The sequence below is a fragment of the Rhizobium skierniewicense Ch11 genome, from assembly GCF_023757665.1.
Taxonomy (GTDB): Bacteria; Pseudomonadota; Alphaproteobacteria; order Rhizobiales; family Rhizobiaceae; genus Agrobacterium; species Agrobacterium skierniewicense.
The window spans coordinates 15,924-42,065 of the sequence record NZ_RXPG01000016.1; the positions used below are offsets into that span (position 1 = coordinate 15,924).

Consider the following 26,142-nt stretch of genomic DNA (forward strand, 5'->3'; position numbering starts at 1 on the left):
ATGAGTGACGTAAGGTTATCGATCGATCATCTGAGCGTTCCCTTGCCTCAAGGCGCGGACCGTGGTTTTGCCGTCGAAGATTTGTCTCTCAGCGTCGCCAAGGGCGAGATTCTGTGCATCGTCGGAGAATCCGGGTCGGGAAAATCCCTGACGGCATTGGCGACCATGGGGTTATTGCCCAGCAATCTCGGCAAACCGATCGGTCAGGTGATGTTCGAAAACAAGAACCTCCTGACGATAGACGACGCGGCGCGGCGCGGCATCACCGGCCGCAGCATTGCCATGATTTTTCAGGAACCAACGGCGGCACTCAATCCCATCTTCAGGATTGGCGAACAGGTGTCCGAGGCGTTTCGCGTTCACACATCACTGTCGAAATCCCAGATCAAGGAACGGGTCATCAAGCTGTTTGAGGAAGTGCATCTGCCCAACCCGGAGCAGATCTTCCATTCCTATCCGCACCAATTATCCGGTGGGCAGTGCCAGCGTGTGATGATTGCCACGGCACTGGCGCTCAATCCGTCGGTCCTGATTGCCGATGAACCGACGACGGCACTCGATGTCACCACGCAAGCGCAAATCCTGAAGCTGATGCTTGAATTGCGGGAGCGGCATGAAACGGGCATCATTTTCATCACGCATGATTTTGGCGTGGTGGCGGAGATTGCGGATCGCGTGGCCGTGATGCAAAAGGGAAAACTCGTCGAGATCGGTACCCGTGATGATGTGCTTAATCATCCGCGACAGGATTATACAAAACGATTATTGGCAGCGGTTCCGACACTGACGCCGCGAAAAGAACGCGAAGGGTTGGGCACGCCTGTTCTGATTGCCAAAAACATCATCAAGACGTTTTCGATGTCGGGCGTGTTTGGCTCAGGTCGTGTCGTCAAGGCTGTGGACAATGTCGACATCACCATTCGCAGAGGTGAAACGCTTGGACTGGTCGGTGAATCCGGCTCAGGAAAATCGACGCTGGCGCAATGCGTGATCCGGCTCGTCCAGCCTGAAAGCGGCGATATCGTCATTTCCGATGGTGATTTCTCCGGCCTGCGCGGCAAATCGCTGCGCGAGGCTCGGCGCAAGGTCCAGATCGTTTTCCAGGACCCTTATACGGCGCTCGATCCTCGTCAACGGATCGGTGACGCCATCGCCGAAGGGCCGATCGTCCACGGGCTCGCCGCAAAGGCGGCCATGCACCGGGCGCTTGATTTGCTGGAGGCCTGTGGTCTTGACCGCGCTTCGGCGACACGGTTTCCGCATGAGTTTTCCGGCGGACAAAGGCAGCGCATCTGCATTGCCCGTGCGCTCGCGGTAGAACCGGAACTGCTGATCGCCGACGAATCCGTCTCTGCTCTCGACGTATCCGTACAGGCGCAGGTTCTGGAACTGCTGGCAACGATGCAGGCTCGGCTCGGCTTCGGCATTCTGTTCATCACGCATGATCTGAGAGTAGCAAGCCAGATCTGCGACAACATCGCCGTCATGCGCCATGGCCGCATCGTCGAGCGCGGCGATCCCGCGTCGTTGTTTGGAGCGCCGAAAGAGGCTTACACCAAAGAACTGCTTGCAGCGGTTCCGGGCAAAGGCTGGCAGCACAACCAAGCGATGCCGGATGCCCGCATACCCGCAGAGGACATATCATGAAAAAATATCATATTGGCAACCAACCGAAGCAAGTCGATCCAGATCTTGTTGCACGATTTGAGAGTGTCGAGGTCGCCACGATCGGCCATTTCCGTCACCGTGGTTTCGTTCACCACGCCATCAGCCCCGTGGTCGAGGTGGGGCGCACATGGGTTGGTACGGCTGTCACCGTTGCCATTCCCGCGACGGACTCGACGCTGCTTCACCATGCGGTGTCCTTCATACGGCCTGGTGACTTTTTGTTCGTTGACCGGTTGGGAGATGATCGGCACGCCTGCATCGGCGGCGGCGTTGCATTTGCTATCAAAACCGCGGGCGCAATCGGCGTCGTCATTGACGGGCCGTGTACGGATGTCGAAGAAATAATCGAACTTGGTATGCCGCTATGGTCTCGTGGCGTCTCGGGCATAACAACCCGGCTGAATGACCTGGGTGGCTCGCTCAACCTTCCCGTCTCCTGCGGCAATGTTCCGGTCATGCCCGGTGATATCGTCGTTGCGGATGCCAGTGGTATTGTTGTCATCCCAATCGATGAGGCCGAGGAGGTCGTCGCCGAGGCGATGATCAGGCAAGCGCGCGCCGGTCGCAACAAGGGCAAGATCGAAGCTGGTGAAAAGCTGGGTGACCTTTCGGGTGCCAGCCGAATGGTGGCGACAGCGCTGGAGACGAGGTAATGGAAAATCCGCAGTTCGATCACCTGCGCGTAGAGCGCAGTACAACCCGCAAGTCTGCCGGCGTTAGCGAACGCGGTGTGGTGACCTCACAGCATTTTGTCGCAGCAGAAGCCGGGGCCGCTGTGCTGCGCGCAGGTGGAAATGCTGTCGATGCGGCGGTGACAGCAGCGTTCACTCTCCAGACGGTCGAGCCTTGGATGACCAGTCTTGCAGCATGCGGTTACATGCTGGTGGCGCAACCGGATGGCACGGTTGATACAATCGAATTTACTGGGCGCGTTCCATCATCCTTCGACGCCGCCTTCTACAAACCAGACCCCAGCATAAAGACGTTCATCGGACATCCAGCGTCCGTGGAGAACCGCAACGTCGACGGCTTTACTGCGGCTGTTATTCCGGGATGCGTGCGCGGTTTCGCGCAGGCGCTGAAGCGCTACGGCACAATCGGTTTTGATGCAGCGCTTGCACCAGCCATCGAAAGAGCGCGAAAGGGCCTTGTGGTGGACTGGCATACGACACTGGCTATCGCTATCGCCGCATCCGGTCTCGCAAAAGACGAAGGTGCGCGTTCGGTGTTCCTGCCGGATGGTTATCCACCGGAACCTGGAACGGTTCTGCCGTTGAAAGCGCTTGTCGGAACACTGGAAACGCTGGCGAGTGAAGGCCCGGATGCGCTTTATGGAGGATCTGTCGGGCAACAGCTGATCGCCGATATGCGCGCGGGTGGAAGCTTCATGACACTTGAGGATCTGGTGGCTTACGAACCATTGATCTACCCTGCGCGGAAGATGTCGTTACAGGGCAAGACCCTTCATGTGGCGGGAGACACGAGTGCGGGACAGCGTCTGTTCGAAGCCTTGTCGTTCTTTGACGAAAAGCGTGGGGCCGGCCCTGTTGATGCGCGTTTCTTCACGACGATGTCGTACGCCTTGTGGGAGGCCTTTGGCGCCCATCGCCGCAGGCTCAATCCGGCAGAAACAACCAACAAGACCAGCACGACCCAGGTGAATGCCGTGGATTCCGAAGGGCGGATGGTCGCGATCACCTTCACGCTGCTCAACCGGTTCGGTGCAAGGGCAATGTCTCCCTCCACCGGCATTCTCCTCAATAATGGCATGTCTTGGTTTGACCCCACGCCGGGCCGCGCCAATTCCCTAACCCCCAATGCCTATGCGTCCAGCAATATGTGCCCTGTCGTCGTTACGGACCCGAACGGCACCTTCGCCGCCTATGGCGCCGCAGGGGGCAACCAGATTGTCCCATCGCTCGCGCAACTGACGGGAATGATTGTTCACGCCGGCATGGATATTGAAGACGCGATGAACATGCCGCGCATGACCACCGGTCCGCACAGTGACATCATCGTCAACGTGGATATGCCCGCCACCTACATCGCAGCGCTGTCGGAGATCGCCAGCGTCAGACCCGCCGCGCAGGTTGTTTTCCCCAGACCGTTTGCTGCACCAGGTATGATTGGTCGTCGCGGCGAAAGATTTATCGGAATGGCTGATACGAGCTATCCAGCCGCTTTCGCCGCTGTCGCATAGATGGAAGATCATATGACGGAATTTTCTATTTCGCCTCTCGAAATGGACGGCGTACTTTCCATAATCCCGGCGACAGCGCCCGCCATACCGATGGTCTTTGACTCACCCCACAGCGGCTTGGCCATCCCGAAGCATTTTGAAAAAATAGCGTCGGACGACTTAGTGCTCGTTGCGTCCGATACCTATGTCGATGACCTCTTCGACTTTGCACCTGCGATCGGGGCGCCGATGCTTCTGGCGCATTTCCCCCGGAGTTTTCTCGATCTCAATCGGTCCCTGGAAGACGTCGATCTGGAGCTGGTCGATGGAACATGGCCGCACGCCGTGCGAGAAAGCGCGTCTGCCCGACGCGGCATGGGACTGATCTGGCGTTTCGCCTGGGGTGATCAACCCATGTATGACCGCAAGCTCAGCGTGGCTGAGCTGGAAAACCGTATCGACACCTACTGGCGTCCATACCACCGGGCGCTGGTTCACCTCCTGGACACGACATATGACACTTTCGACCGTGTCTATCACGTGAATTGTCACTCCATGCCAGCCTTCGGTCATGTCCTGTCTCCCGATCCCGCCGGGACAATCCGCAAGGACATCGTCATTGGCGACTACGATGGCACAAGCAGTGAACCGGACTTTGTGCAACTGGTGATCAAAACACTGGAAAGCTTCGGCTATTCCGTTTCTCTGAACGTTCCGTTCCGCGGCGCCGAGCTGGTCTCAGCCTACAACACGCCTGCGAAAAACCGCCACAGCATTCAGATCGAACTCAATCGGAGCCTCTACATGGATGAGGTGACCCGAGAGAAAAATGCCGGTTATTCGGAGCTTAAGGAAAACCTTGCCAGGCTGGGTACGGTTTTGAAAGACTATGTAAAGTCCGGAGAGCCATAGCGCGTCCATTTCACTCGCGGCCTTTTCGATTGATGGTGTGGATGGCTCCTGCTTCCGCCAGCGTATTCCAGATCCATGGTGTAGACGAGAACGGTCTGGTTCTTGTGAACCGCTAGCTCCGTCGCAGCCAGTTGCTACGGCAAGCCGGCCCGCGTTCAAGCGTCCGGCTCAGCGCCATCTCAGCATCGTCAGATGCTTCCCCCGAAATGTCTGGAAAGTGTCGTTTTTTGTGCCGATTATCAATGGCATGGAAAAGGCGAGACGAGGAGCCTCGCCTTTTCAATCAGTGTCAGACGACCTGGACGACCACTTTTTCACGCGCCGATTTCAATGCAGCATCGGCAAGTTTCAGCGCGATCAAGCCATCATGGGCAGATGGCGAGGGTGCGACATTGGTTTCGATGGCGTCGATGAACGCTGCGATTTCGGCAGCATAGGCCGCCGTGTACCGCGTCATGAAGAAATCGTGGAGCGGCGGGCGCGTATAGCCGTCCTTGGTGGCGACTTCGATGGACACCGGCCGCTGGTTTTCGGCCGCGACAGAGCCGAGTGAACCGTGAACCTCAATACGCTGGTCATAGCCATAGGTTGCGCGCCGGGAGTTCGAGATCATTGCCTGACGACCGCTGGCAGTGGTCAATATGATGCTCGCACTGTCATAGTCGCCGAGTTCACCGATTTTGGGATCGACCAGAACCGAGCCTGTCGCGAAAACGCTGACAATATCTTCGCCCAACAGGAAGCGGGCGATGTCGAAGTCGTGGATCGTCATATCGCGGAAAATGCCGCCGGAAACCTTGATATATTCCGGGGGCGGCGCGCCGGGATCGCGGCTTGTGATGGTCACCATTTCGACCTTGCCGATCTGGCCGTCATCGATGGCCTTGCGAACAGCGCGGAAATGCGGATCGAAGCGGCGGTTGAACCCAAGCATGATCTTTGCGCCGGTTTCCTTGACCACATCGATACAGGCCTGCGCACGCGCGACATCCAGATCGATCGGTTTTTCGCAGAAGATCGCCTTGCCAGCCCGCGCAAAACGCTCGATCAGGTCGGCATGGGTGTTGGTCGGCGTGCAGATGATGACGGCGTCGATATCGGGATCTGTCAACACGGCGTCGATCGTGCTGATCGCGCAGCCTGTTTCATCGGCAATGGCCAGTGCGGCCTCCTCAAAGGCATCGACCACAGCGACCAGTTTTGCGCGTTTGTCGGAAGCGATCGCTTTCGCATGCACTTTTCCGATGCGACCCGCGCCCAGCAAAGCCAATCTCGTAACCATCGTTTCCTCCCGATTTCAGTATCTTGGCGTGGAACGCAAATGCGGACACACGCCTGTTTTGGAATATATGTTCCATCTTGCTAGAACGACAGTTCACACCTGTCAAGGCGACAAGATGGCTCGCGCTCTTCGTAACAGCGACAGGTGATGCCACTGCGAGAGGTGTTCTGATCAGCCAGCTTTGGCGGGCATTCCCGGTATCTGGTTTACACTCACCATCTGCTGGATCGTCCGCTCTGCCACACGCTCTGCACGGGCCTTGGACTGCTCCTTATCCTCTGGAAATGTGTAGGTCATGTAAGACAGCGACGTTTCGAGGTCGTTGTTGTTGTGGCCGAGGATAGCCGCGAAATAGCTGTTTTTGGTGACGCTGGACGGGGCGAAATTACGAAACGCGATTTCTGCATAAAGATGGCGCAGGCCATAGGGTTTCGGCGGCTCTTCCTTCGGCCAGATGTCTTCAAATTTGCTGATGACCGCGTCACGCAGCGGCAACCGGACCTCCGACGTGAAATCGTCCACGCTCAGCCCGAACCAAAGCTTGCCATCGCTGCTCTCCCGCAGGCGGCGATAGGCGTCCAGCACAATTTTCGACTGTTCCAGCACAGGGATTTCGTATGTGACACCGAATTTGGTGCCTTCACCCTGTTTGGTCTTCGCCTGTCCGTTGAACAGGACACTCCATTTCGAAACACCTTTTCCGTAGGGTGCGGGCGTCAGTTCGGCTTGCGTGAAAATCTCATAAGGGCGGCGGCCCGTGGTGCCCATCAGGCCGATGGCAACAGTCATGATGTCGAACGATTGCAGGTAGCGACGGCACCGTTTCATGACCTCTGCATGGTTCTCGAAGGTAATGAGCGACCCGTGCTTGTTGGCGATTTTCGCCATCTTGATTTTGCGTGCTTCGTCGTAAATCTGGGGCGTTCCGGCGGCGATGCGCAGCATGGGGTGATCGTCGCCAAACGCTTCACGAAGCGCGTTGCGATATTTGGTGATGTAGGAGATGACCGTTGCCTGCGCCTTGTCTGCCATCGATGCCATTTCCGCATCCCACAGGGCCTGCATGTCAGGCTTTGTGGTCACGCCGTTCGTGGCGGCGATGAAATCAGACACACGCAACAGAAACCGTGGTTTGCGTCCGGCCATATTGGCGCCCGCGCGTTCCAGCTTCTCCTCGATGGAGGTCGCTACGCCCTTTACGGGATACTCGACGGTCTTGATATAGGCATCCAGCCGTTCCCGCAGCTTCTTCATGTTGCAGATCGCAAGGGGGGTCGTTTTCGGGCCGAACGCATCCTTGAGCGCATATCTATATTTTACGATGTAGAGCTCAAGCGTCTTTTCCGTACGACCATTGTCGAAATGAAAGCGCACTTCCTCGTTCCACAAAGCACCGATTTTCTTTGTATCGAAAGTGCCATCCGCCTTCTGGGTGGCTTTTATTGTCTCGATAAAATCCGCGATCCGATCGACCAGAACAGGCGTTTTTGTTTTTCTTTTTTCGGCAACGGACATCAAAAGCTCCAGCGGTGTGATTCGCGCTTAAAAAGTATATATTATGTGCGATAGCAATGGGTATATTTCATTGCGCAGTCAGGAAAACGGTATCGTTGGAGAGGCCGCAGGTTGGGTAAACCAGCGGGCGCCTTCGCTGTCCATATAAATATGATCCTCCAGACGAATACCGAACTGATCGGGATAGACCAGCATCGGCTCATTGGAGAAGCACATGCCTTGCGCCAGCGGCGTGGAATTTCCACGGACGATATAGGGTGCCTCGTGAATTTCCAGCCCGAGACCATGGCCAGCGCGATGCGGCAGGCCCGGCAGCGCATAATCCGGTCCCAAGCCGTGCCTTGCCATGACGGTGCGTGCAGCATCATCCAAACTGCTGCAGGGCGCACCCAGTTTCGCGGCATCATAGACCGCCTGTTGAGCTTCGCGCTCGATGCCCCAGGCCTTCGCAAATTCCGGTGTTGGTTCGTCGAGAACATAGGTCCGGGTGATATCGGAATGGTAACCGTCGATGCGTGTGCCGGTGTCCACCAGAATGACGTCGCCCTGCTGCAAGGTCTGATCACCATCTGCTCCGTGCGGAAGCGATGTGGCAGCACCGAAGGAAACGATACAGAATGACGAGCCGCCTTCACCGCCAAGCTCCAGATGCTGCTCGTTGATGAAGCGAACGACCTCCGATGCGCGGATACCGGGTTTCATCAGACCATGCGCTCGCTTCTGCACCTCCAGTGTCAAATTCATCGCATATTGAAGTATCGCGATTTCGCAGGGTGATTTGCGCGCGCGCAATGTGCTGATCAAAAGGCCCCCATCGATGAGGCGGTCCTGTTCGAGTTGTTTCGCGAGACCGTTGTAGACGAAAAGCGGTAGCGCATCATCCAGAGCGACACGTCCCGCAGGTCCGACGATGGAAGCAACCAGCGATGCGGGATTGTGCTCTTCCTGCCAGATGTGGATTTCGCCACCGATATGCGGGAGCGTTTCAACGCGACTTTTTTCAAAGCCCGGAACGATATAGTGGAGGTCGGTCGCGGTGACCACGGCTCCCAGAAGGCGCTCGCTCTGGTGCCACACCAAACCTGTGAAGTAGCGCAGGCTTTCCGTGGAGCCGAGGAGCAAAGCGCCGATACCTTGCTCCTCCATGCGGCTGCGGAGGCGTGTCAGTCTTTCCAGTCGCTCGGCATTTTCGATAAAGGCTGGTTTGGAACCGGGAAACATGGCGTGATCTTTCGTTGACGACATCACACGGAATACAGAGTTGAAGTTATGTATTCAATATGTCGACAACGAAATGCCTCGTTATCTATTGCCCCAGACGTTTTTTGAGAGACGCGATAAGGCGCTTGGTGAGAGCTTCATAATCTTCGTCAAAATGATGCCCGCCATCGATACCGATGATTTCCGCGCCCTTGTCTTTCAGGGCCGGGCAGGCGGCGTCTTCGTCATCTGTTCCGTAAACGCACTGGACGATCTTTGGGTCGATTTTATCGAGGTCCTTGACCGGATCCTGCTCGCCCGAGCCAGAGACGCCCAGCCATCCCCCCACGGAGATTTCGTAGGAGACCTCGTGGGATAGAGACAACAGGCTCATCTGCACGACGCGGCTTTTGTCCTTGGCAGGCAGAAGGTTGAAGGTGACGGGTATGACATCCGCGCCGAACGAGTAACCGATCAACATGACGTTCTTGACCTTCCACTCCTTGCGATAGGTGTCGATGATACGCGAGAGGTCGTCGGCAATATCCTGCGGCTTTTTCTCGGACCAGAAGTAGCGCAGGGAATCGATGCCTATGGTCGGTATGCCGTCCTGCTGCAAGAAGCCTCCGACATCCTTATCCAGATCGCGCCAGCCGCCGTCACCGGAATAGATGATGGCCATGGTATCCATGGTTGGCTTGGCTTCCAGAACCGTCAATGGCAGTCCCAGCGGGTTGTCGCCATTGCCAGCTGCGTCGATACGATCTTGCAGTGCCTGGCCGAGGGCCGCCTGCGCGTCGTCGTCCACGTCCTTCACGTCAATATCGGAATGGGATTTCAGCAGGTCTTCGACATGCGTGCGACCCTTGGCGTCTGCCTTCGCTGTGAAGACCACGCTGACGGGGGCGGGAAGCGGGCCATCGGTCAGGCCGTAAATGGTCCGGTCGTTGTCAGGCTCTTTCGTGGCCGGTGTGCACAGGATCTTCTTGTCCAAAGGAACGCTGGCAACAGGATCGACCGCGACCGCTTCGCCAATCGTTGCCGCCGGGCTCTGCGCGATCATCGCCAGGGCAAGCGTCGCGCCGTCACCGATGCCGGCAACGATGGGCGGGCGATAGTTTGAAACATTCGCCTTGCGCTGAATTTCCTGCGCCAATTCCTCGATGTCGGAAATCATATAGATGCAGTCTTCATCATCGGCTTTGAGAGCTTCGATGTATTTCGGAAAATCGATACCGACGACAGCCGCACCTTTTTCGACCAAGGCTTCGGCTTGCGTCTGTTCGGCTTCACCCCAGCCGTTTGGGCCGGATATCAGGAAGATGTTGGCTGCCATGTCGCCATCCGGCAACATGATGTGATTGGGTGGGATCATGCCTGTCTCAAAGCCGTTGGCGTCTTGTGCCGACACATGAAGTGGAACGGAAAGTGCGGCTGCGACCAATGCGGCTTTCAGATAATTCAGGCCTGTCATTTACCAATCACTCCTCTGACGCCGCCGCTGATGAGAACGGTTGCGTCCATTAGCGCCAACGCGGCACTGGTACCGTTGGAAACCGCGACATAACGGGGCTCCCACTTCGGGTGAAACTTCGATTTGAAGGCTCGCAATCCCTTGAAGTTATAAAAACGCTCACCGTGTTCGAATAATGTCCCGCCGATCCGGTCCCAAACCGGAGCAGCCTCGCGTTTCGACATCCCCGAAAGCGGCGCCATGCCCAGATTGAAGTTGGAGTAACCCTGATCGCGCATATATTCAATAATGCTGACGAACAGGAAGTCCATGGCACCGCGCGGCGCGTCTGGCGAAAAGCGCATGAGATCGACGGTGACTTCCTTTTTGGTTTCCGTCATCAGCAGGTTGGCAAACGCGGTGATCTGCCCATCCTTGTACAACACGGCAACGGGCTGCGAGAGAATGTAGTCTTTCTCGAAAGAGCCGAGCGAAAAAGTCTTTTCGCGCGTGTTGTGATGCTCAAGCCAAGAGTCTGAAACGCGCTTCAGATCATCGTAGATTTCTGGAACCTGAGGTGTGTCGATGACCGAAAAGGTCAGCCCGTCGCGTGCGCCACGGCTGAGCGATTGCCGAAGGTTGGCCAGCTTGCCGCCCTTCAACTCGAAGCGGGTGAGATCGACCATGGCGAGTTCACCCAGCTTGAAAGCGCGCAGGCCCGCATCCGCGCAATGGGTGAGAATGGCCGGTGAAATCTGATAGAATACTGCGCGTCCGCCCGACGCACGCGCGGTCTCCACGAATTGCCAGACGAGATCGGCGAAATCGTTCTCGTCGCCAACCGGATCCGCCAGTGCAATCCATGAGCGGCCGCGAATGCCATACATGATGAAGGCGTTGCCGCTCTCCGACAGCATGACGTGCTTGTCACCCATGCGCACGAGATTGGCGTCCGCCACGTCCTGTCTTTTGACGATCTCGGTCGCTTTCCCGATATCTTCGGGATGAACCTCCTCGGGGCGGTACATGACCGGCCGCAGCAGGCTGAAGATTGCGACAGTCGAGGAGGCGAGCACCAGACCCAGCAACGCTCGCAAGCTACGCGGAGCTTCCTCCGAAAACTCGAACTGCCACCAAAGCGTTTGGCTGTAGTCTGTGTCACGGTAGACAAAGAACAGGATCGTCGCCGCACCGGCAACGATGACAGCCATGGCGGCAAGCCATGTCGGTCCCAGCGCCTGTCGCAAAAGCGAGGCGTGTCTGGTAAAGCTGCGGACGTTGAAAAACAGCGCAACGATGAAAATTCCAAGGAATATCGCCTCGAAAACGGCGATCGCCTTGATGAGCGACAGGAACAGACCCCCTGCGGCGGCAACGAGGGCGACCCACCATGCGCCATCGAGCCGCTGGCTCAGGCCTCGCGAGGCCACGACCAGAACGAGGCCAAGGATACTCGACAGAAAGTGCGCCGCTTCGATGATCGGCAGCGGCACGAAGCCGGACAGGAAATCGAGATTGCTGTCCGGCGTCGGTGTCACGCTCGAAAAAATCAGCATGGTGCCGAGAATGAGCGCATAGGCCGAGAGCAGGGACGGTGCCAGTCGCCCGGCAAGATGGCCGATATCCGCCATCACGGGCTTTGAGGCAAACTGCTTCATTTCAGTTGCCAGCATCAGGATAATGGCAACGATTAGCGGCAGAACATGATAGATCATGCGGTAGAGAACAAGGCCGCCGAGCAACTGATCGAGGCTGATGGCATTGCCGAGGCCCGCGACCATGACCGTTTCGAAGACGCCGAGACCTGCGGGTACGTGGCTGAGAACGCCAAGGCCGACAGCGGTTGCGTAAATGGCGAAAAAGCTGGGCCAGCCGACGTTCGTTTCCGGCAGAAGAACATAGAGCACCGATGCTGAAGCAGCGATATCGAGAGCGGACACCAGAAACTGGCGCGATGAGGTGCGGCTATCGGGCAGACGCAGCTTCAGCCGCTTGATCTGAAGAACGCGACCGTTACGGCCCAGAAACAGCAGGGCCGTCATGATAACGATGACGGCGAGCGCGCCGCTCCGGAGCCACATGGAATCGACATCGATGATGGCCGCGATGCGGGGAGCGACGATCAGCGTCGACAAGGCGCTGACGGCAAGCAGGCCGAGGCCGAATGAGAGCGTTACGAAGGCAATGATGCGTGCAATATCGGATGGGCTCAGCCCCATGCGGGAATAGGCGCGAAAACGAATTGCACCGCCGCTTAAAGGTCCGAAACCTGCCGTGTTTCCCACGGCATACGCGATGAATGCGGTGGCAATGACGGAAGGGGTCGGCAATTTTTTGCCGATATATTCGATGGCGTTCAAATCGTAACAGATCAAAGCTGCAAAGCTCAGACCCGTAAAGAGCACCGCAAGCGCCGCAGCCTTCCAGCTTGTGTCGGCCAGCGCCTCGACGATATCGTCGTAACGGACTTCAGAGGTCAGCTTATAGATGGTGAAGGTCATCATCACGAAGACGACCGTTACCGCGACCGAGGTGATATGCGTCCTGTATCGCTCAAAAAAGCCTTCGAGACCTGCCTCGGCCTCTTCGATCTGCGCGACGTCGTTCTTCTCAGTCATATGCTTTTCCACGAGACCAGATTGGTTCTGGCGAACCATACGATTGTGACGCTAGTTCGGTATCGTCTCAGTCATACGAAGATTTAATTTTTATTTTCTAAATTGCGACGGCCCGACGTTTAAGAAACGTCAATCATGACAAAGGCCGAGGGTCGCGGCAGACCGGATTGCCTCTTCGGACTATGATTGGCTCCAGGTCGCGTCCAGAACCCTGATCCAGTTGCCGTGGCAGATTTTTTCAAGCGTTGCTTGATCGTATCCGGCGTTCCGCAAGGCATCGACAAGAAGTTGCAGATCAGATGCATCCTTCATCGCCGCGGGAATCGTGGTGCCATCGAAGTCCGATCCAAACGCAACATGGTCGATGCCCATGCGCTCGACCATGTAATCGACATGGCGGACCAGTTCTCCCAAATCAGTGTCCGGGTTCTTGGTGCCGTCCTGGCGCACGAACAGCACGCCGAAATTGAGACCGGCCAACCCGCCCGTGTCCCGAATGGCGTCCAGCTGCCGGTCTGTGAGGTTGCGGCTGTGGTTGCAAAGGGTATGTGCATTGGAATGGGATGCGACCAGTGGCGCGTCGGAAATCCGGGCGATATCCCAGAAGCCTTGCTCATTCATGTGAGAAAGATCGACCATGACCTTCAGCTCATTGCAGGTCTTGACCAGCCTCTGTCCGGCTTCGGTGAGGCCAGGCCCGATATCGGGCGTAGACGGGAAGCGGAAAGGAACACCATGCGCGAACATGTTGGGGCGGCTCCAGACCGGACCTAATGTCCTTAGCCCCGCCTGATGAAGCGTATAAAGCGCATCGAGATCCGCATCAAACGCTTCCACACCCTCGATATGCAGCACTGAAGCGAACGCGCCACTTGCCATCGCCTCCCGGATATCGGCGCCGTTGCGACAGATCTTGAGTTTGCCATCCGATGCCGCTTCGATGCGAAACAGCAGGCTTGCCATGCCCAGCGTGGTGGCCAAGGCGTCGGGCTGGTTTGGGGGGATGAAATTGCGATCGGCATCGAAGCCTGACGGTGAAGGAACGAAAATCGCACAAAGCCCGCCCGCCAGACCGCCCTGTTTGGCGCGTGGCAGGTCGATATGCCCGACCGTATCGCCGTCGATAAACTGCTTTTCCGGCCCAGAATTTCCCGAGAGTTTGAGACGCAAAAGGACGTCATTATGGCCATCGAATACGGGTACAGCGTTGGGATTGGTCATATCGTGGTCACTTTCGGAGGGTCTGACAGGGCATTGCTGTACGCGTCAGATAGGTGCAAATGCAGCGTCTGAACAGGGTCCTTCGCGTTGTGGGGACGATTTTGAATGGAAAAAACATGCTGGACAATCAGGACTGGACCGCTGCTTCGAACGTGGCCGAAGACTTCGTGTCGCAATGGAGCAACAACGAGCCCGGAGGTTCTGTTGTCGGCTTTGACCTGTCGGGCCTGCGGTTTGCCTGTTCAGGCGGCGTGGAAAGTCTAGCGACCTACACACCTTTTTCACCCAAAAGCGTTGTGCGCTACGCGTCGGTCACCAAGCATGTGTTTTGTGCCATGGTGCTGGAAAACAACCATCTGATCGCGCTTGATGATCCGCTCGGAAAACACGTTGCAGAACTGCAATCGCCGCTTCGCGATGTCACGGTGGGGCAGGCGCTGGATATGAGCGGTGGCCTGCCGGATGTGCGCGAATGTCTCTCGCTGCTTGGCCTTTCGGTCTACACGGAAACGCATGCTGCGCCGCTGCTGGACTATGTTTCGCGGTTGACACGCCTTAATTTCCCAGTGGGCAGCGAGGTATCCTACACCAACACGGGCTATCGTCTGGTGGAAGCCGCACTTGAGCGAAAAGGGATTCGTTTCGACGATTTCGTCCGGGAGAAGATCGCCGCACCGTTCGGCGTCGTTCTCAAGGCACCGGATGTGTGGGGCGACCCGGTGGCTGGACTTGTGCCTGGATATTGGCAGGCCGAACAGGGCTGGCAGCTATCATCCGCAGGCTTGCACATTTCTGCATCCGGGAGTTTGGCGGGAAGTGCCGAGGCGTTGGTCCGCTGGTTGCAGGCGCTTTTGAACGGCGAACCTGGCTTCGAGAGCGTATTGAAAGCATTGTCTGCTGAACGTCCTTTGGCGGATGGTCGGATGAGCGAATACGGGCTTGGCTTGCGCTGGTCGCATTTGGGCACGCGTCGCTTCCTCGGGCACGGCGGTTCGCATCCCGGTTATAAGACTTACTTTCTGCTCGATCCGGAAAACGGCACGGGTTTCGTCGTCGTCTCCAATAGAGAGGACACCAACGGTTTCAAGATAGCGCTGGAAAGTATGGCGGCGCTGACCGGTCTGCCATTGCCCCAGCCTACAAGCAGCCTGCCGGATGGTCTCTACATCACAGAAACGGGTCCGTGGTGGCTGGAGATCAAAGGAAGCACCTGCACGTTCATCGATGCCGACGACACGCTCTATGACGATGGCGATGGCTGGGTTTCCTCCCGATCGGCCTCATCGCCGGTGCGTCTTCGCGTGGAGGGAGACGCCTTGGTGGGGGAGGCTGGACACGCACAACGCCGCTTTTTGCCGGTCGGATCGCATGACGTGCCGACCGCGCTGACCGGTCGCTGGATTTGCGAGGAGGGTGCCGAATTCTCGATAGAGAATAACATGCTTTCCATGGGTGTCGGGCCGACGCGGCAAACCATGCCGTTGACGGCCCTCGGCGCTGGCCGCTTTCTGTTTACGCTGAACGATGGCCCATGGACAAAACGCGTCTGCCTGCACGCGTTGGGTCACGATCGGCTGGAACTGGTTACCAGCCGTGCGCGCATGGTCGAGTATCGGCGCTCGGTCCGGTAAGGACGAACGCCGTTCTCACTCAAATGGCGGTGCGCATCGCGTTTTCGAGGTAAAGCTCACGCAGGCGCTTCACAAGTGGGCCGGGCTTTCCATCGCCGACAGGTTTTCCGTCGATGCTTGTGACGGGCATCACGAAGTTGCCCGCACTGGTGAGCACCGCTTCCTGCGCTTTCAAAGCCTCATCGAGCGTAAAGGGGCGCTCTTCCAAGGTCAGACCCGCTTCTTCGATCAACTGCAAAGCCGCTTGGCGTGTGCAGCCGGGCAGGGTTTTGTTGCTGTTGCCGCGTGTCACCAGCTTCTTGTCTGCAGTGATGATATAGGCCGTCGAAGAGGCGCCCTCGGTCACGAAACCGTCCTCGATCATCCATGCCTCATCGCAGCCCTCAGCCTTGGCGATGCGCTTGGCCATGACCTGCGGCAGCAGGCAGACGGATTTGATATCGCGGCGAGCCCAGCGTTGATCGGGAACAGATTTGACCGAGAGCCCGGTCGCCTCCTGCGGGGTTCCGACGAGCTTTTTCACCTGCGGAAACATTACGAGCGTGGGTGCGAGATCATCCGAAAATAGAAAATTGCGGTCTTCAGCGCCACGCGTTAATTGCAGGTAGATCAAACCTTCCGTCAGACTGTTTTCGCTGATCAGGCGTCGTTCCGCTTCGACCACCTGCTGGGTGGTGATGGGCAGAGGAATGTCGATCTCACCTGCACTTCGCTCCAGCCGCGCCATGTGTAGATCGCTGTCGATCAGCTTGCCATCGATAACGGACGTGACCTCGTAGATGCCGTCCCCAAATAGAAAGCCGCGGTCGAAAATGGAGAGTTTCGCCTCGGATTCAGGAAGAAATTTACCGTTGAGATAGACGATGCGATCGGTCGCGCTGGGCATAGTAGGTCCTTTGGTGTCAGGCTGAAAAGCACCGTCTGTTTAAAACGATCCGGCCGCCTATTCAAACTCCAAAATCACCTCATCGACCGCGAGACTATCGCCTGCACTGACCGACACCTTGCTAACGCGACCGTGCCGCTCTGCCCGAAGAATGTTTTCCATCTTCATCGCTTCAACGGTTGCCAGCGCCTGGCCCGCCTCCACATGATCGCCCTCCTGCACGGAAATGGATGTAACCACCCCTGGCATGGGGCACAGCAGAAGTTTCGACGTGTCCGGCGGTAGCTTGTCTGGCATCAGTTTGGCAAGCTCGGCGATGCGCGGGGTGCGAACCAGCACTTTTACGTCCAGTCCTCGCCAGCGGAGACGAATTGCAGATGGCGAAAGATCAATCTTCACGGCCATGGACTGCCCACCGAGCGTAAACATTTGCAACGTCTGCCCCGGTTGCCAAGACGTCTCGATTGGTAAAACGGTGCCGTCCTCGAAGGTTGCCGAGGTTTTGGTCTCATCCCCGATGAGGGAAATCCGGTGGTCCGTCTTTGCCAAACGGACAACCCAATCGTTGCCCACAATGCGGCGGTGGTTGCCGATCGTCCCGGAAATCTGCGTGGCACGTGTCTGCACCCGGTGATGAATGATGGCCGCAACAGCGGCCAGCTTCCTTGCAGTCTCAATCTCGGGTTCGATGCCCGCAAAGCCCTCGGGAAACTCTTCGGCGATAAAGCCAGTCGTCAGATTTCCGCTGCGGAAGCGCTGATTTTGCATGACGGCAGAGAGGAAGGGCAGGTTGTGGCCGATGCCCTCGACCTCGAAACTGTCCAGCGCATCTCCCATGGCATCTATGGCTTCTGTCCTGTCTTTGCCAAAGGTGCAGAGCTTGGCGATCATCGGATCATAATACATCGAGATTTCACCGCCTTCGAAAACGCCCGTGTCGTTCCGAATCACGGTGCCGTTGGGCTGTGTCCCCTCTGTCGGGGGGCGATATCGCGAGAGACGACCGATTGAAGGCAGGAAGTTTCGATATGGATCCTCCGCGTAGAGGCGACTTTCGATAGCCCAGCCGTTCAGCTTGATATCGCTCTGTCCGAACGCCAATGGCTCGCCGGATGCAACGCGGATCATCTGCTCCACGAGATCGATGCCTGTGACGAGTTCCGTCACCGGATGTTCCACTTGCAGACGGGTGTTCATTTCCAGGAAATAGAAATTGCGATCGCCATCCACGATGAATTCCACCGTCCCGGCAGAGTGATAGCCAACCGCCTTGGAAAGGGCAACGGCCTGTTCACCCATCGCATTGCGTGTGGCCTCGTCAAGGAAAGGCGACGGAGCCTCTTCGATGACTTTCTGGTTGCGGCGCTGGATGGAGCACTCGCGCTCTCCCAGATAAAGTACGTTGCCATGCGTGTCGCCCAGCACCTGAATTTCGATGTGCCGAGGCTGATTGACGAATTTTTCGATGAAGATGCGGTCATCGCCGAAGGAGGATTTCGCTTCGTTTTTGGAGGATTGGAAGCCTTCGCGTGCTTCGGCGTCGTTCCAGGCGATTCGCATGCCCTTGCCCCCGCCGCCCGCCGATGCCTTGATCATGACGGGGTAACCGATAGACGAGGCTATCGTCACAGCTTCGTCTGCGTTTTCGATCAGTCCCATGTGGCCGGGTACGGTGGAGACGCCAGCCTCCTGGGCCAGCCTCTTGGAGGTGATCTTGTCGCCCATCGCCTCGATTGCCTTCACCGGCGGGCCGATGAAGATGATGCCTGCTTTTTCCAGAGCAGCAGCAAAGGCCGGGTTTTCCGACAGGAATCCATAGCCGGGATGCACCGCATCGGCACCCGTCCGGCGGATGGCTTCCAGAATTTTCTCGATCACGATATAGGACTGGTTGGAAGGCGCTGGGCCGATATGCACTGCCTCGTCCGCTTCGCGCACATGCAGAGCATTGGCATCGGCATCAGAATAGACGGCCACCGTCTTTATGCCCATGGCTTTTGCCGTCCGGATAACGCGGCAAGCGATTTCGCCTCTGTTGGCGATGAGGATTTTGGAGATCATTGCGGTACCCTCACAGCGGAATCGTATCGTGTTTCTTCCAATGCGTCGTCACCTGCTTGTTGCGTAGCGAGGCGAACGCGCGGGCGATGCGGCGACGGGAGGAGTGCGGCATGATGACCTCATCAATGAAGCCCCGCTCTGCCGCCACAAAGGGGTTGGCGAAACGCTCTTCGTACTCCTTGGTCCGTGCCGCAATCTTCGCAGGATCGGAAAGCTCTGAACGATAGAGGATTTCCGCCGCCCCTTTGGTACCCATCACGGCGATCTCCGCCGTTGGCCAGGCATAGTTGATGTCAGCACCGATATGTTTGGAGGCCATCACGTCATAGGCGCCGCCGTATGCCTTGCGGGTGATCAGCGTCACCATCGGCACGGTCGCTTCCGAATAGGCAAAAAGCAATTTTGCCCCATGCTTGATGACACCGCCATACTCCTGAGCCACACCGGGCAAAAATCCGGGCACATCCACGAGCGACAGAATGGGAATGTTGAAGGCATCGCAGAAACGCACGAAACGGGCGGCCTTGCGCGAGCTGTCAATGTCAAGGCAACCGGCCAGTACCATGGGCTGGTTGGCGACAACGCCAACGGTCTGGCCTTCGATGCGTATGAAGCCGGTGATGATGTTTTTGGCAAAAGCTTCCTGTATCTCGAAGAAGTCGCCTTCGTCGGCCAGGGCGTGGATCAGCTCTTTCATGTCGTAGGGTTTGGCGGAGCTGTCTGGTATCAGCGTGTCCAGCCTTTGCTCCAACCGCGCCGGGTCATCGTGAAACGGTCGGCTCGGTGCTTTCTCACGATTGTTGAGCGGAAGGAAATCGAACAGCGCGCGCACGGCCTCCAGCGCTTCGACATCGTTTTCATAGGCGCCATCGGCAACGGAGGATTTTCTGGTGTGGGTGGAAGCGCCACCCAGTTCTTCCGCTGTCACGATCTCGTTGGTGACGGTTTTGACCACATCCGGTCCGGTGACGAACATGTAGGACGTGTCGCGCACCATGAAGATGAAATCGGTCATGGCGGGGGAATAGACCGCACCGCCCGCACACGGGCCCATAATCACGGAGATCTGTGGGATAACGCCGGAGACTTCGGCATTGCGGCGGAAAACCTCTGCATAACCGGCGAGCGACGATACGCCCTCCTGGATACGCGCGCCGCCACTGTCATTGAGACCGATGACAGGTGCTCCCACCCGCGCGGCCATATCCATGACCTTGCAGATTTTCTGCGCATGGGTTTCGGAAAGCGAACCGCCCAGAACGGTAAAGTCCTGGCTGAAGACGTAGACCTGTCTGCCATTTATGGTGCCCCATCCGGTGACGACGCCATCGCCAGCGACCTTCTGCTCGGCCATGCCGAAATCCACGGCGCGGTGGGTGACATACATGTCGTATTCTTCGAAGGAGCCCTCATCCAGCAATACGTCGAGACGCTCCCGGGCCGTCAGCTTGCCTTTGGCATGTTGTGCATCGATGCGTTTCTGACCGCCACCGAGCCTTGCCTGCGCGCGGCGCGTCTCCACCTCTTCAAGAACCGTCGACATGCAAACTCCCAGATACGACTATTGCGATTCCAGACTTAAGGGTGAAATCCCGAATTGCAAATAGTCCATTGGTGGCAAGTTTAAGCATTTGGCGAAGTGCTCGCTGTTTGCTCCCGGCAGGTCCTGCTCGATCAGGATCATATCCAACAGCCCTGATGTTTTTGGCATTCTGTTGGCGTGAAGCCGGGCACCGGTTTGCCGACGGCGCATCGGAGCAGCGACACCGGGTGGCCGCGCTGGCTGTCGCCGAGATCGGCAACCATGCTTTCAGGCCCGGGTTCGCGCCAGTCGTTGCAGTGATCGTACCAATCGCTTCTCTGTCACTCCCCTTTCTTCCAGAACGGACCGAGCAGATCCAGCAGCAACTTGCGGGACCGGGATGGCAAGGCGCCGAAGAATTCTCGTTCATGCTCCAGCATGACCTGTTCGGCCTCAGCGGCCGCCCGTCTGCCATCTGCGGTCACGGTCAGCCCGAAGGATTTTCCGCCGATATGTTCCCGTTCGATCAAGTGGCGTCTTTCAAGCGATGCCGTCAACGGCACCATGTTTGCCCGTTGGATGCCAAGAATCCGGCCGATCTCGCTTTGAATGATGCGGTCGTTGCCAGCGATCAGGATCATGACGGATGCTTCGCTTGGGGTCAGGTCGATCTGCGCCAGCCTTTGGGCTAGCACGCCCATCAGAGAACTCGATGCCCGCCGAAGCTGGTAGCCGAGATGGTCGTCGAGGGGATTGGTGACCGTCGTGAGGGAGGGCTTGGCGTTGGTTGACGCGTCTTCTGACGACAAGGGGGCGGTTTCGATCCTGTTCATGTCCGACCCTAGAAAATTTCGCTTGCCAATTCAAATCAAAATGTCATGTTATATAACATATCATGAGGCGGGAGGCTCAATGGTGGTGAATATCGCTCGAAGACTAGCTCAATCAGATCGTAACGCCTCGTTCCAGCGGGTCATCGTGATGGATGACGTGACGCCTGCCATGCGACTGTTTCGTCATGGGAGCTTCGGTCCGTTTGCCGCCGTCGTCAGGGCGTGGGGCAAGGACTACGCTGTCGATCCGGCAAACGACGCCGCACGTGGCCTGCGTGTCGCCCGCCGGAGGATATCTGCCATCTCCCGCATCCATGAACCGACCGTCCACGACGAGGCGCAGACGCGGTTCGGTGGCGTCAAAAGCGCAGGCTACGACCGCTTCGGCGGCAAGGCCGACCTCGATCCACTTATAAAGTTGTGTTGCATCACGCTGGACACCAGCGGCGAGCATTTCCCGATGTGAGGCCATCCGGGAAACGCACAATACACAAGCCAAACAACACGGCGTCCAGGGGCGTGGACCGATGCGAGGCGGCCAGCCTTGAGGAGGTCGGCTGTCTTCAAGAGCGTTCACCCAACAACCGCCGTTCGTCACATAAGGAGAAATGCCGTGGATTTACATCGCGATGAACAGAACACCGTTACTTTCGAAATCGTTGATCGGGTCGCCTGGGTCAGCTTCAATCGTCCGGATAAGCGCAACGCCATGAACCCGGCACTCAATCGCCGGATGATGGACGTTCTGGACGAGCTCGAATTTTCCGAGGACGTTGGCGTCCTCGTCCTCACCGGTGAGGGGACAGCATGGTCCGCCGGCATGGATCTCAAGGAATACTTCCGCGAGACCGAGAGCCAGGGACTGCGCGGTACACGCAGGGCGCAGCGGGAAAGTTACGGTTGGTGGCGCCGGCTGCGGTGGTACCAGAAACCGACCATCGCCATGGTCAATGGCTGGTGCTTCGGTGGCGGATACGGCCCGCTGTTCGCTTGCGATCTGGCCTTTGCTGCGGAAGAGGCGAAATTCGGCCTCTCCGAAATCAACTGGGGCATCCTGCCGGGAGGGGGAGCCACCAAGGTCGCGCTGGAGCTGACCGGTTTCCGCAACGCGATGTACCATGCGCTCACGGGCGAGAACATCGATGGCCGGAAGGCCGCCGAATGGGGCTTCGTCAACGAGGCCCTGCCGCTTGAACAGTTGAAAGCCCGCGTCGGCGAGGTCGCGCAGGTGCTTCTCAAGAAAAACCCCGTTGCCCTCAAGGCCACCAAGGATGTGGTGCGACGGGTCGGCACGATGACCTACGATGAAGCGGAAGATTATCTCGTCCGCGCTCAAGAGGCCGCCAACAGCTACGACAACGAGGGACGGAAGGAGGGTATCCGGCAGTTCATCGATGAGAAGAGCTACAAGCCGGGTCTCGGTGCCTACGACCGGTCGAAGTCGAAAGCATAGACAGAGTGGGTCCGTATCGTAAGGGGAGACGATGCGGACCTGTCAACAGATGGGATGAAAGCCGTCGCTTCCATGGACGCGCGGCCCTGTGGAGGAGAGACGACTGTGGATCAAGATATCCGGTTCATGCCTGCAAACGCGATTGGCCGCCTGCTTCGTCCGGCTTCCGTGGCGATTATCGGTGCATCCGACAAACCTGGCGCCCTGGGCGCGTCGGTCCTTGCCAATCTCGACCGTTTACGATTTCCTGGCAAAATATTTCTCGTCAACCCCAACCGGGAGGAAATCGGCGGTCGCGCGTGTCTGAAGGCCATCGGCGATCTGCCGGAGGGCGTCGATGTCGCGATCTTAGCCATTCCGCGTGCTTCCGTCCTGGAAGCCGTTAAGGCGCTGGCGCTGCGCAAAACCGGTGCAGTGGTGATCTTCTCCGCCGGCTTCGCCGAGGGTGGGGCCGAGGGATTGGCCGAACAGCGCGAGATCGCCGCCATTGCGGCTCAAAGCGGCATGATGGTCGAGGGGCCGAATTGCCTCGGCCTCGTCAACTTCGTCGACGGCATCCCTCTGACATTCATCGAGACGCCCGACATCAGACTTGACGGCCGTCCGGGCATCGGCATCGTTTCCCAGTCGGGTGCGATCGCCGCAGTCGTGGATAGCACCCTGCTTGCGCGCGGGCTTGGCCTGTCATTCTCGATATCGACCGGAAACGAAGCGGCAAGTGGCGTCGAGGATTACGTCGACTATCTGATCGATGATCCCCATACCCACGTCATCGGTCTGGTGGTGGAGCAGTTCCGCAAACCGGCGCGCTTCCTGCAAGCCGCGCGGCGCTGCATCGCGGCGGGAAAGCCGATCATTCTGCTGCATCCCGGCCGCAGCAGTGCAGCGCGGGAATCAGCCGCCACCCACACCGGCGCCATGGCCGGCGACTTCCAGGTTATGAAGACCAGTGTCGAGCGGGTGGGCGTCACGCTGGTGGAGACGCTCGAGGAGTTCGGCGACTGCCTGGAACTGACCGCCCGCTACGGCAGGATCGGGGGTGGCGGCGTGGCGGTCGTTGGCGAGTCCGGCGCTTTCAAGGCGTTGACGCTCGATCTGGCCGAAGCATTGGCCCTTCCTCTACCGCAGATGACCGACGAGGACAGTGCCGCCCTTCGCGCCGCCCTGCCGCCCTTCGTGCCCGTCAGTAACCCCGTCGACCTCACGGCGCAATCTCTGGTCGATCCGGACCTGTACCGGCGTACGCTCGCCGCCCTTCTAACCGACGATCGTGTCGAGACCATCGTGCTCGGTATCATCCAGACGGACGCCAAGACCTGCACCCTGAAGTTCCCCTCCATCCTCAGCGCAATTCAGGACCTGAAACCCGCCAAGCCCATCATCGTTGCCGGTCTGGACGAGGGCGCGCCGATCCAATCCGCCTATGTCGATGGCCTTCGCGCTCTGGGTATCGCCTATTTCCCATCCACCGACCGGGTGATGCGGGCCGTGTCCCGGCTTTCCGAGCGCGCTCGCCGCACACTCGTCGTGACCGACGCCGAGCCGACGCGTCTGGCGGCCTTGCCGGCCGGTCCGGCAGTCATTCCTGAATATCAGGCTAAGGACCTTTTGCGGCAGGGGGGGTTCGTCTTACCGCAAGGGATGCTCGCCACGACGCCGGAAGAGGCCTGCCGGCACGCGCGCGCGATCGGCTATCCCGTTGTCCTCAAGGCGCAATCTGCCGATCTCTCGCACAAGAGCGACGCCGGCGGGGTTGTCGTCGGTCTCTCGGATGACACAGCCGTGTTGAAGGGCTGGGCAGAGCTCTCGGCAAACATCGCCCGCCATAGGCCTGGCCTCTTGCTGGACGGGGTCCTTGTGGAGACGATGAGCCCGCGCGGAATCGAACTGATCGTCGGAGCACGCAACGATCCGGAATGGGGTCCTGTCATTCTCGTGGGTTTCGGAGGCGTCCAGGCCGAGATCCTGAAGGACGTCCGCCTGCTCTCGGCGGACCTGACAGACGAGGCAATCATTGAGGAGATCGGACGGCTGAAATGCGCCGCGCTTCTCGACGGATTTCGCGGGGCCGCTCCCTGCGATGTCGGTGCTGTGGCCGCAATCGTCAGCCGCCTCGGCCGTCTTCTTCGAGCAGAACCGTCTATCCGGGAAATCGATCTCAATCCCGTCGTCGTCTACCCCGGAGGCAAGGGTGCCGTCATCCTCGACGCGCTGATGACACTGGGCGACTGAGACCGATAGCGCATGAGGGCTTTGCATCCGCGAAGCGCGGACAGGGTCCCTGATTCCATTTCAACCTTGAGGGAGGAACAGCCATGATCGAGGATCCGCAACACAGTCTCGCGCGGACGCCAATGAGCCCGATGCAGATATGGGCCGTCAGTCTGTGCGTTCTGTTGAACGCGCTCGACGGGTTCGATGTCCTGTCGATCAGCTTTGCGTCGCCCGGCATCGCCAAGGAATGGGGTGTCGACCGTGCCGCGCTTGGTATCGTCCTGTCGATGGAACTCATCGGCATGGCCATCGGCTCCGTGTGGCTCGGAGGCCTCTGCGACCGGATCGGCAGGCGCGCCGCCGTCCTCGTCAGCCTCGTGCTGATGGCCAGTGGAATGGCGCTGGCGGCAACGGCTTCCGGCATCCTGCCGCTGTCAGCCTGGCGGCTCCTGACCGGTCTCGGGATCGGCGGTATGTTGGCGGCAACCAACGCGCTCGCAGCTGAACATGCCAACGCGAAACGCCGAAGTTTCGCAGTCGCACTGATGGCGACAGGCTATCCCGTCGGTGCCGTGATCGGTGGCGCCCTCGTGTCGCATTTCCTGGTCGATTACAGCTGGAGAGCGGTGTTTGCCAGCGGTGCCATCGTGACGGCCTGCTGCATACCCCTGGTCTATTTTACCCTCCCGGAATCCGTGCCATGGCTCATTCAGCGGCGTCCCAAGGGCGCGCTCGAACGGCTCAACGCTGTCCTGAAACGCATGGGCCGTGCAAGCGTCTCCGCTTTGCCGGAACCGGCCGGGATACGCCTGAAACCCGGCATCGGGCAGCTATTTTCCCCAACATTGCTCGTTGCTACCCTGTGCCTGACTTTTGCCTATTTCTTCCACATCATGACCTTCTACTTCATCCTGAAATGGGCGCCGAAAATCGTCGCGGATATGGGCTTCCTGCCATCTGCCGCCGGTAATGTCCTTGTCTGGGCGAATATTGGCGGCATCGTCGGTTCGATCATCGTCAGCATCCTTGCTCAACGTTTTCCCGTGAAGAGCCTGACGATCGGCGTCATGGTGATCGCGACGGTTCTTGTCGCTCTGTTCGGGCGCAGCGCTCCAGATCTCGTGCAGCTCTCCATTCTCGCGGCTCTTGCGGGATGCGCCACCAATGCGGGCGTTGTCGGGATGTATGCGATCGTTGCCGAGACCTTTCCCACCGAGGTCCGCGCAAGCGGCACCGGCTTTGTCATCGGTATCGGCCGAGGCGGCGCGGCCCTTAGTCCCATCATTGCCGGCATGCTGTTTGCAAACGGAGCCACCCTTCCGACAGTCGCCCTTGCGATGGGCCTCGGCTCGACAATCGCTGCCCTCACCATACTGTTGCTCGGTCTTCGACGCGTCGGGTCAAAGGGATCGCGGCCGACGCTTCAATAGGAAATGTAAAGCAAAGGCTTTGACCCGGATTGGCTGCTGTTACCGACGGCTCGCTTTGGTCGCC

The 26,142-nt window shown here is 58.3% G+C and carries 19 protein-coding genes; 9 read left to right on the forward strand and 10 right to left on the reverse strand.

Going from position 1 to position 26,142, the window contains the following annotated elements:
• The 4 genes from EKM04_RS12695 to EKM04_RS12710 are packed head-to-tail and all read left to right on the forward strand — an operon-like array spanning position 1 to position 4,759.
• Positions 1–1,647 (forward strand): ABC transporter ATP-binding protein, encoded by a 1,647-nt coding sequence (locus EKM04_RS12695; RefSeq protein WP_183894722.1) that lies wholly within the window; start codon positions 1–3, stop codon positions 1,645–1,647.
• Complete coding sequence (locus EKM04_RS12700) at positions 1,644–2,321, forward strand: RraA family protein (RefSeq protein WP_183894724.1); 678 nt, start codon at positions 1,644–1,646, stop codon at positions 2,319–2,321. The genes EKM04_RS12695 and EKM04_RS12700 overlap by 4 nt, the downstream gene beginning before the upstream one ends.
• Positions 2,321–3,868, forward strand: coding sequence for a gamma-glutamyltransferase (locus tag EKM04_RS12705; RefSeq protein ID WP_183894726.1), 1,548 nt, complete (start codon positions 2,321–2,323; stop codon positions 3,866–3,868). The genes EKM04_RS12700 and EKM04_RS12705 overlap by 1 nt, the downstream gene beginning before the upstream one ends.
• 12 nt (positions 3,869–3,880) lie before the next feature.
• The gene (locus EKM04_RS12710; protein ID WP_174154153.1) at positions 3,881–4,759 is read left to right on the forward strand and encodes an N-formylglutamate amidohydrolase; all 879 of its coding nucleotides are present in this window, start codon (positions 3,881–3,883) and stop codon (positions 4,757–4,759) included.
• A gap of 289 nt (positions 4,760–5,048) precedes the next feature.
• Here EKM04_RS12710 and iolG read toward each other — a convergent pair whose 3' ends face one another.
• The 6 genes from iolG to EKM04_RS12740 all read right to left on the reverse strand — a co-directional run bounded on the left by iolG (position 5,049) and on the right by EKM04_RS12740 (position 14,048).
• On the reverse strand, positions 5,049–6,041 hold the full coding sequence (iolG, locus tag EKM04_RS12715) for an inositol 2-dehydrogenase (protein ID WP_183894729.1): 993 nt from the start codon (positions 6,039–6,041) through the stop codon (positions 5,049–5,051).
• A 171-nt stretch (positions 6,042–6,212) separates the two neighbouring features.
• Entirely contained in the window at positions 6,213–7,556 is a 1,344-nt protein-coding gene (gene telA / locus EKM04_RS12720; RefSeq protein WP_183894731.1) for a telomere resolvase TelA, read from the reverse strand.
• 78 nt (positions 7,557–7,634) lie between these two features.
• On the reverse strand, positions 7,635–8,777 hold the full coding sequence (locus EKM04_RS12725; RefSeq protein WP_183894733.1) for a M24 family metallopeptidase: 1,143 nt from the start codon (positions 8,775–8,777) through the stop codon (positions 7,635–7,637).
• Positions 8,778–8,862: 85 nt separating this feature from the next.
• Positions 8,863–10,230, reverse strand: a complete 1,368-nt coding sequence (locus EKM04_RS12730; protein WP_183894735.1) for a virulence factor family protein — start codon at positions 10,228–10,230, stop codon at positions 8,863–8,865.
• On the reverse strand, positions 10,227–12,827 hold the full coding sequence (gene mprF / locus EKM04_RS12735; protein WP_183894737.1) for a bifunctional lysylphosphatidylglycerol flippase/synthetase MprF: 2,601 nt from the start codon (positions 12,825–12,827) through the stop codon (positions 10,227–10,229). The genes EKM04_RS12730 and mprF overlap by 4 nt, the downstream gene beginning before the upstream one ends.
• Positions 12,828–13,007: 180 nt before the next feature.
• Complete coding sequence (locus EKM04_RS12740; protein WP_183894739.1) at positions 13,008–14,048, reverse strand: dipeptidase; 1,041 nt, start codon at positions 14,046–14,048, stop codon at positions 13,008–13,010.
• A gap of 116 nt (positions 14,049–14,164) precedes the next feature.
• On the opposite strand from EKM04_RS12740, the gene EKM04_RS12745 reads away from it, so the two are divergent.
• Positions 14,165–15,679 (forward strand): serine hydrolase domain-containing protein, encoded by a 1,515-nt coding sequence (locus EKM04_RS12745; RefSeq protein ID WP_183894741.1) that lies wholly within the window; start codon positions 14,165–14,167, stop codon positions 15,677–15,679.
• 19 nt (positions 15,680–15,698) lie between these two features.
• Here the strand turns inward: EKM04_RS12745 and EKM04_RS12750 are convergent, their stop codons facing one another.
• The 4 genes from EKM04_RS12750 to EKM04_RS12765 form a co-directional block, all read right to left on the reverse strand.
• The gene (locus EKM04_RS12750) at positions 15,699–16,565 is read right to left on the reverse strand and encodes a D-amino-acid transaminase (protein ID WP_183894743.1); all 867 of its coding nucleotides are present in this window, start codon (positions 16,563–16,565) and stop codon (positions 15,699–15,701) included.
• A 57-nt stretch (positions 16,566–16,622) separates the two neighbouring features.
• The gene (locus EKM04_RS12755; protein WP_183894745.1) at positions 16,623–18,626 is read right to left on the reverse strand and encodes an acetyl-CoA carboxylase biotin carboxylase subunit; all 2,004 of its coding nucleotides are present in this window, start codon (positions 18,624–18,626) and stop codon (positions 16,623–16,625) included.
• Between the two features lie 10 nt (positions 18,627–18,636).
• Positions 18,637–20,169: an acyl-CoA carboxylase subunit beta gene (locus EKM04_RS12760; RefSeq protein ID WP_183894747.1), complete on the reverse strand. Its 1,533-nt coding sequence runs from the start codon at positions 20,167–20,169 to the stop codon at positions 18,637–18,639.
• A 320-nt stretch (positions 20,170–20,489) separates the two neighbouring features.
• Positions 20,490–20,981: a MarR family winged helix-turn-helix transcriptional regulator gene (locus EKM04_RS12765; protein ID WP_183894749.1), complete on the reverse strand. Its 492-nt coding sequence runs from the start codon at positions 20,979–20,981 to the stop codon at positions 20,490–20,492.
• 79 nt (positions 20,982–21,060) lie between these two features.
• Here EKM04_RS12765 and EKM04_RS12770 point away from each other — a divergent pair, with 79 nt between their 5' ends.
• The 4 genes from EKM04_RS12770 to EKM04_RS12785 all read left to right on the forward strand — a co-directional run bounded on the left by EKM04_RS12770 (position 21,061) and on the right by EKM04_RS12785 (position 26,078).
• Positions 21,061–21,447: an aldehyde dehydrogenase family protein gene (locus tag EKM04_RS12770; RefSeq protein ID WP_183894751.1), complete on the forward strand. Its 387-nt coding sequence runs from the start codon at positions 21,061–21,063 to the stop codon at positions 21,445–21,447.
• Positions 21,448–21,594: 147 nt separating this feature from the next.
• Entirely contained in the window at positions 21,595–22,434 is an 840-nt protein-coding gene (locus EKM04_RS12775; protein WP_183894753.1) for a p-hydroxycinnamoyl CoA hydratase/lyase, read from the forward strand.
• A 105-nt stretch (positions 22,435–22,539) separates the two neighbouring features.
• Positions 22,540–24,666, forward strand: coding sequence for an acetate--CoA ligase family protein (locus tag EKM04_RS12780; RefSeq protein ID WP_252094068.1), 2,127 nt, complete (start codon positions 22,540–22,542; stop codon positions 24,664–24,666).
• Between the two features lie 83 nt (positions 24,667–24,749).
• The gene (locus tag EKM04_RS12785; protein WP_183894755.1) at positions 24,750–26,078 is read left to right on the forward strand and encodes an MFS transporter; all 1,329 of its coding nucleotides are present in this window, start codon (positions 24,750–24,752) and stop codon (positions 26,076–26,078) included.
• Positions 26,079–26,142 lie beyond the last annotated feature (64 nt).

Excerpts from the sequence above, each read along its gene's own strand:
- EKM04_RS12695 (WP_183894722.1), top strand. The coding sequence starts at position 1 with ATGAGTGACGTAAGGTTATCGATCGATCATCTGAGCGTTCCCTTGCCT.
- EKM04_RS12700 (WP_183894724.1), top strand. The coding sequence starts at position 1,644 with ATGAAAAAATATCATATTGGCAACCAACCGAAGCAAGTCGATCCAGAT.
- EKM04_RS12705 (WP_183894726.1), top strand. The coding sequence starts at position 2,321 with ATGGAAAATCCGCAGTTCGATCACCTGCGCGTAGAGCGCAGTACAACC.
- EKM04_RS12710 (WP_174154153.1), top strand. The coding sequence starts at position 3,881 with ATGACGGAATTTTCTATTTCGCCTCTCGAAATGGACGGCGTACTTTCC.
- iolG (WP_183894729.1), bottom strand. The coding sequence starts at position 6,041 with ATGGTTACGAGATTGGCTTTGCTGGGCGCGGGTCGCATCGGAAAAGTG.
- telA (WP_183894731.1), bottom strand. The coding sequence starts at position 7,556 with ATGTCCGTTGCCGAAAAAAGAAAAACAAAAACGCCTGTTCTGGTCGAT.
- EKM04_RS12725 (WP_183894733.1), bottom strand. The coding sequence starts at position 8,777 with ATGTTTCCCGGTTCCAAACCAGCCTTTATCGAAAATGCCGAGCGACTG.
- EKM04_RS12730 (WP_183894735.1), bottom strand. The coding sequence starts at position 10,230 with ATGACAGGCCTGAATTATCTGAAAGCCGCATTGGTCGCAGCCGCACTT.
- mprF (WP_183894737.1), bottom strand. The coding sequence starts at position 12,827 with ATGACTGAGAAGAACGACGTCGCGCAGATCGAAGAGGCCGAGGCAGGT.
- EKM04_RS12740 (WP_183894739.1), bottom strand. The coding sequence starts at position 14,048 with ATGACCAATCCCAACGCTGTACCCGTATTCGATGGCCATAATGACGTC.
- EKM04_RS12745 (WP_183894741.1), top strand. The coding sequence starts at position 14,165 with ATGCTGGACAATCAGGACTGGACCGCTGCTTCGAACGTGGCCGAAGAC.
- EKM04_RS12750 (WP_183894743.1), bottom strand. The coding sequence starts at position 16,565 with ATGCCCAGCGCGACCGATCGCATCGTCTATCTCAACGGTAAATTTCTT.
- EKM04_RS12755 (WP_183894745.1), bottom strand. The coding sequence starts at position 18,626 with ATGATCTCCAAAATCCTCATCGCCAACAGAGGCGAAATCGCTTGCCGC.
- EKM04_RS12760 (WP_183894747.1), bottom strand. The coding sequence starts at position 20,169 with ATGTCGACGGTTCTTGAAGAGGTGGAGACGCGCCGCGCGCAGGCAAGG.
- EKM04_RS12765 (WP_183894749.1), bottom strand. The coding sequence starts at position 20,981 with ATGAACAGGATCGAAACCGCCCCCTTGTCGTCAGAAGACGCGTCAACC.
- EKM04_RS12770 (WP_183894751.1), top strand. The coding sequence starts at position 21,061 with ATGGTGGTGAATATCGCTCGAAGACTAGCTCAATCAGATCGTAACGCC.
- EKM04_RS12785 (WP_183894755.1), top strand. The coding sequence starts at position 24,750 with ATGATCGAGGATCCGCAACACAGTCTCGCGCGGACGCCAATGAGCCCG.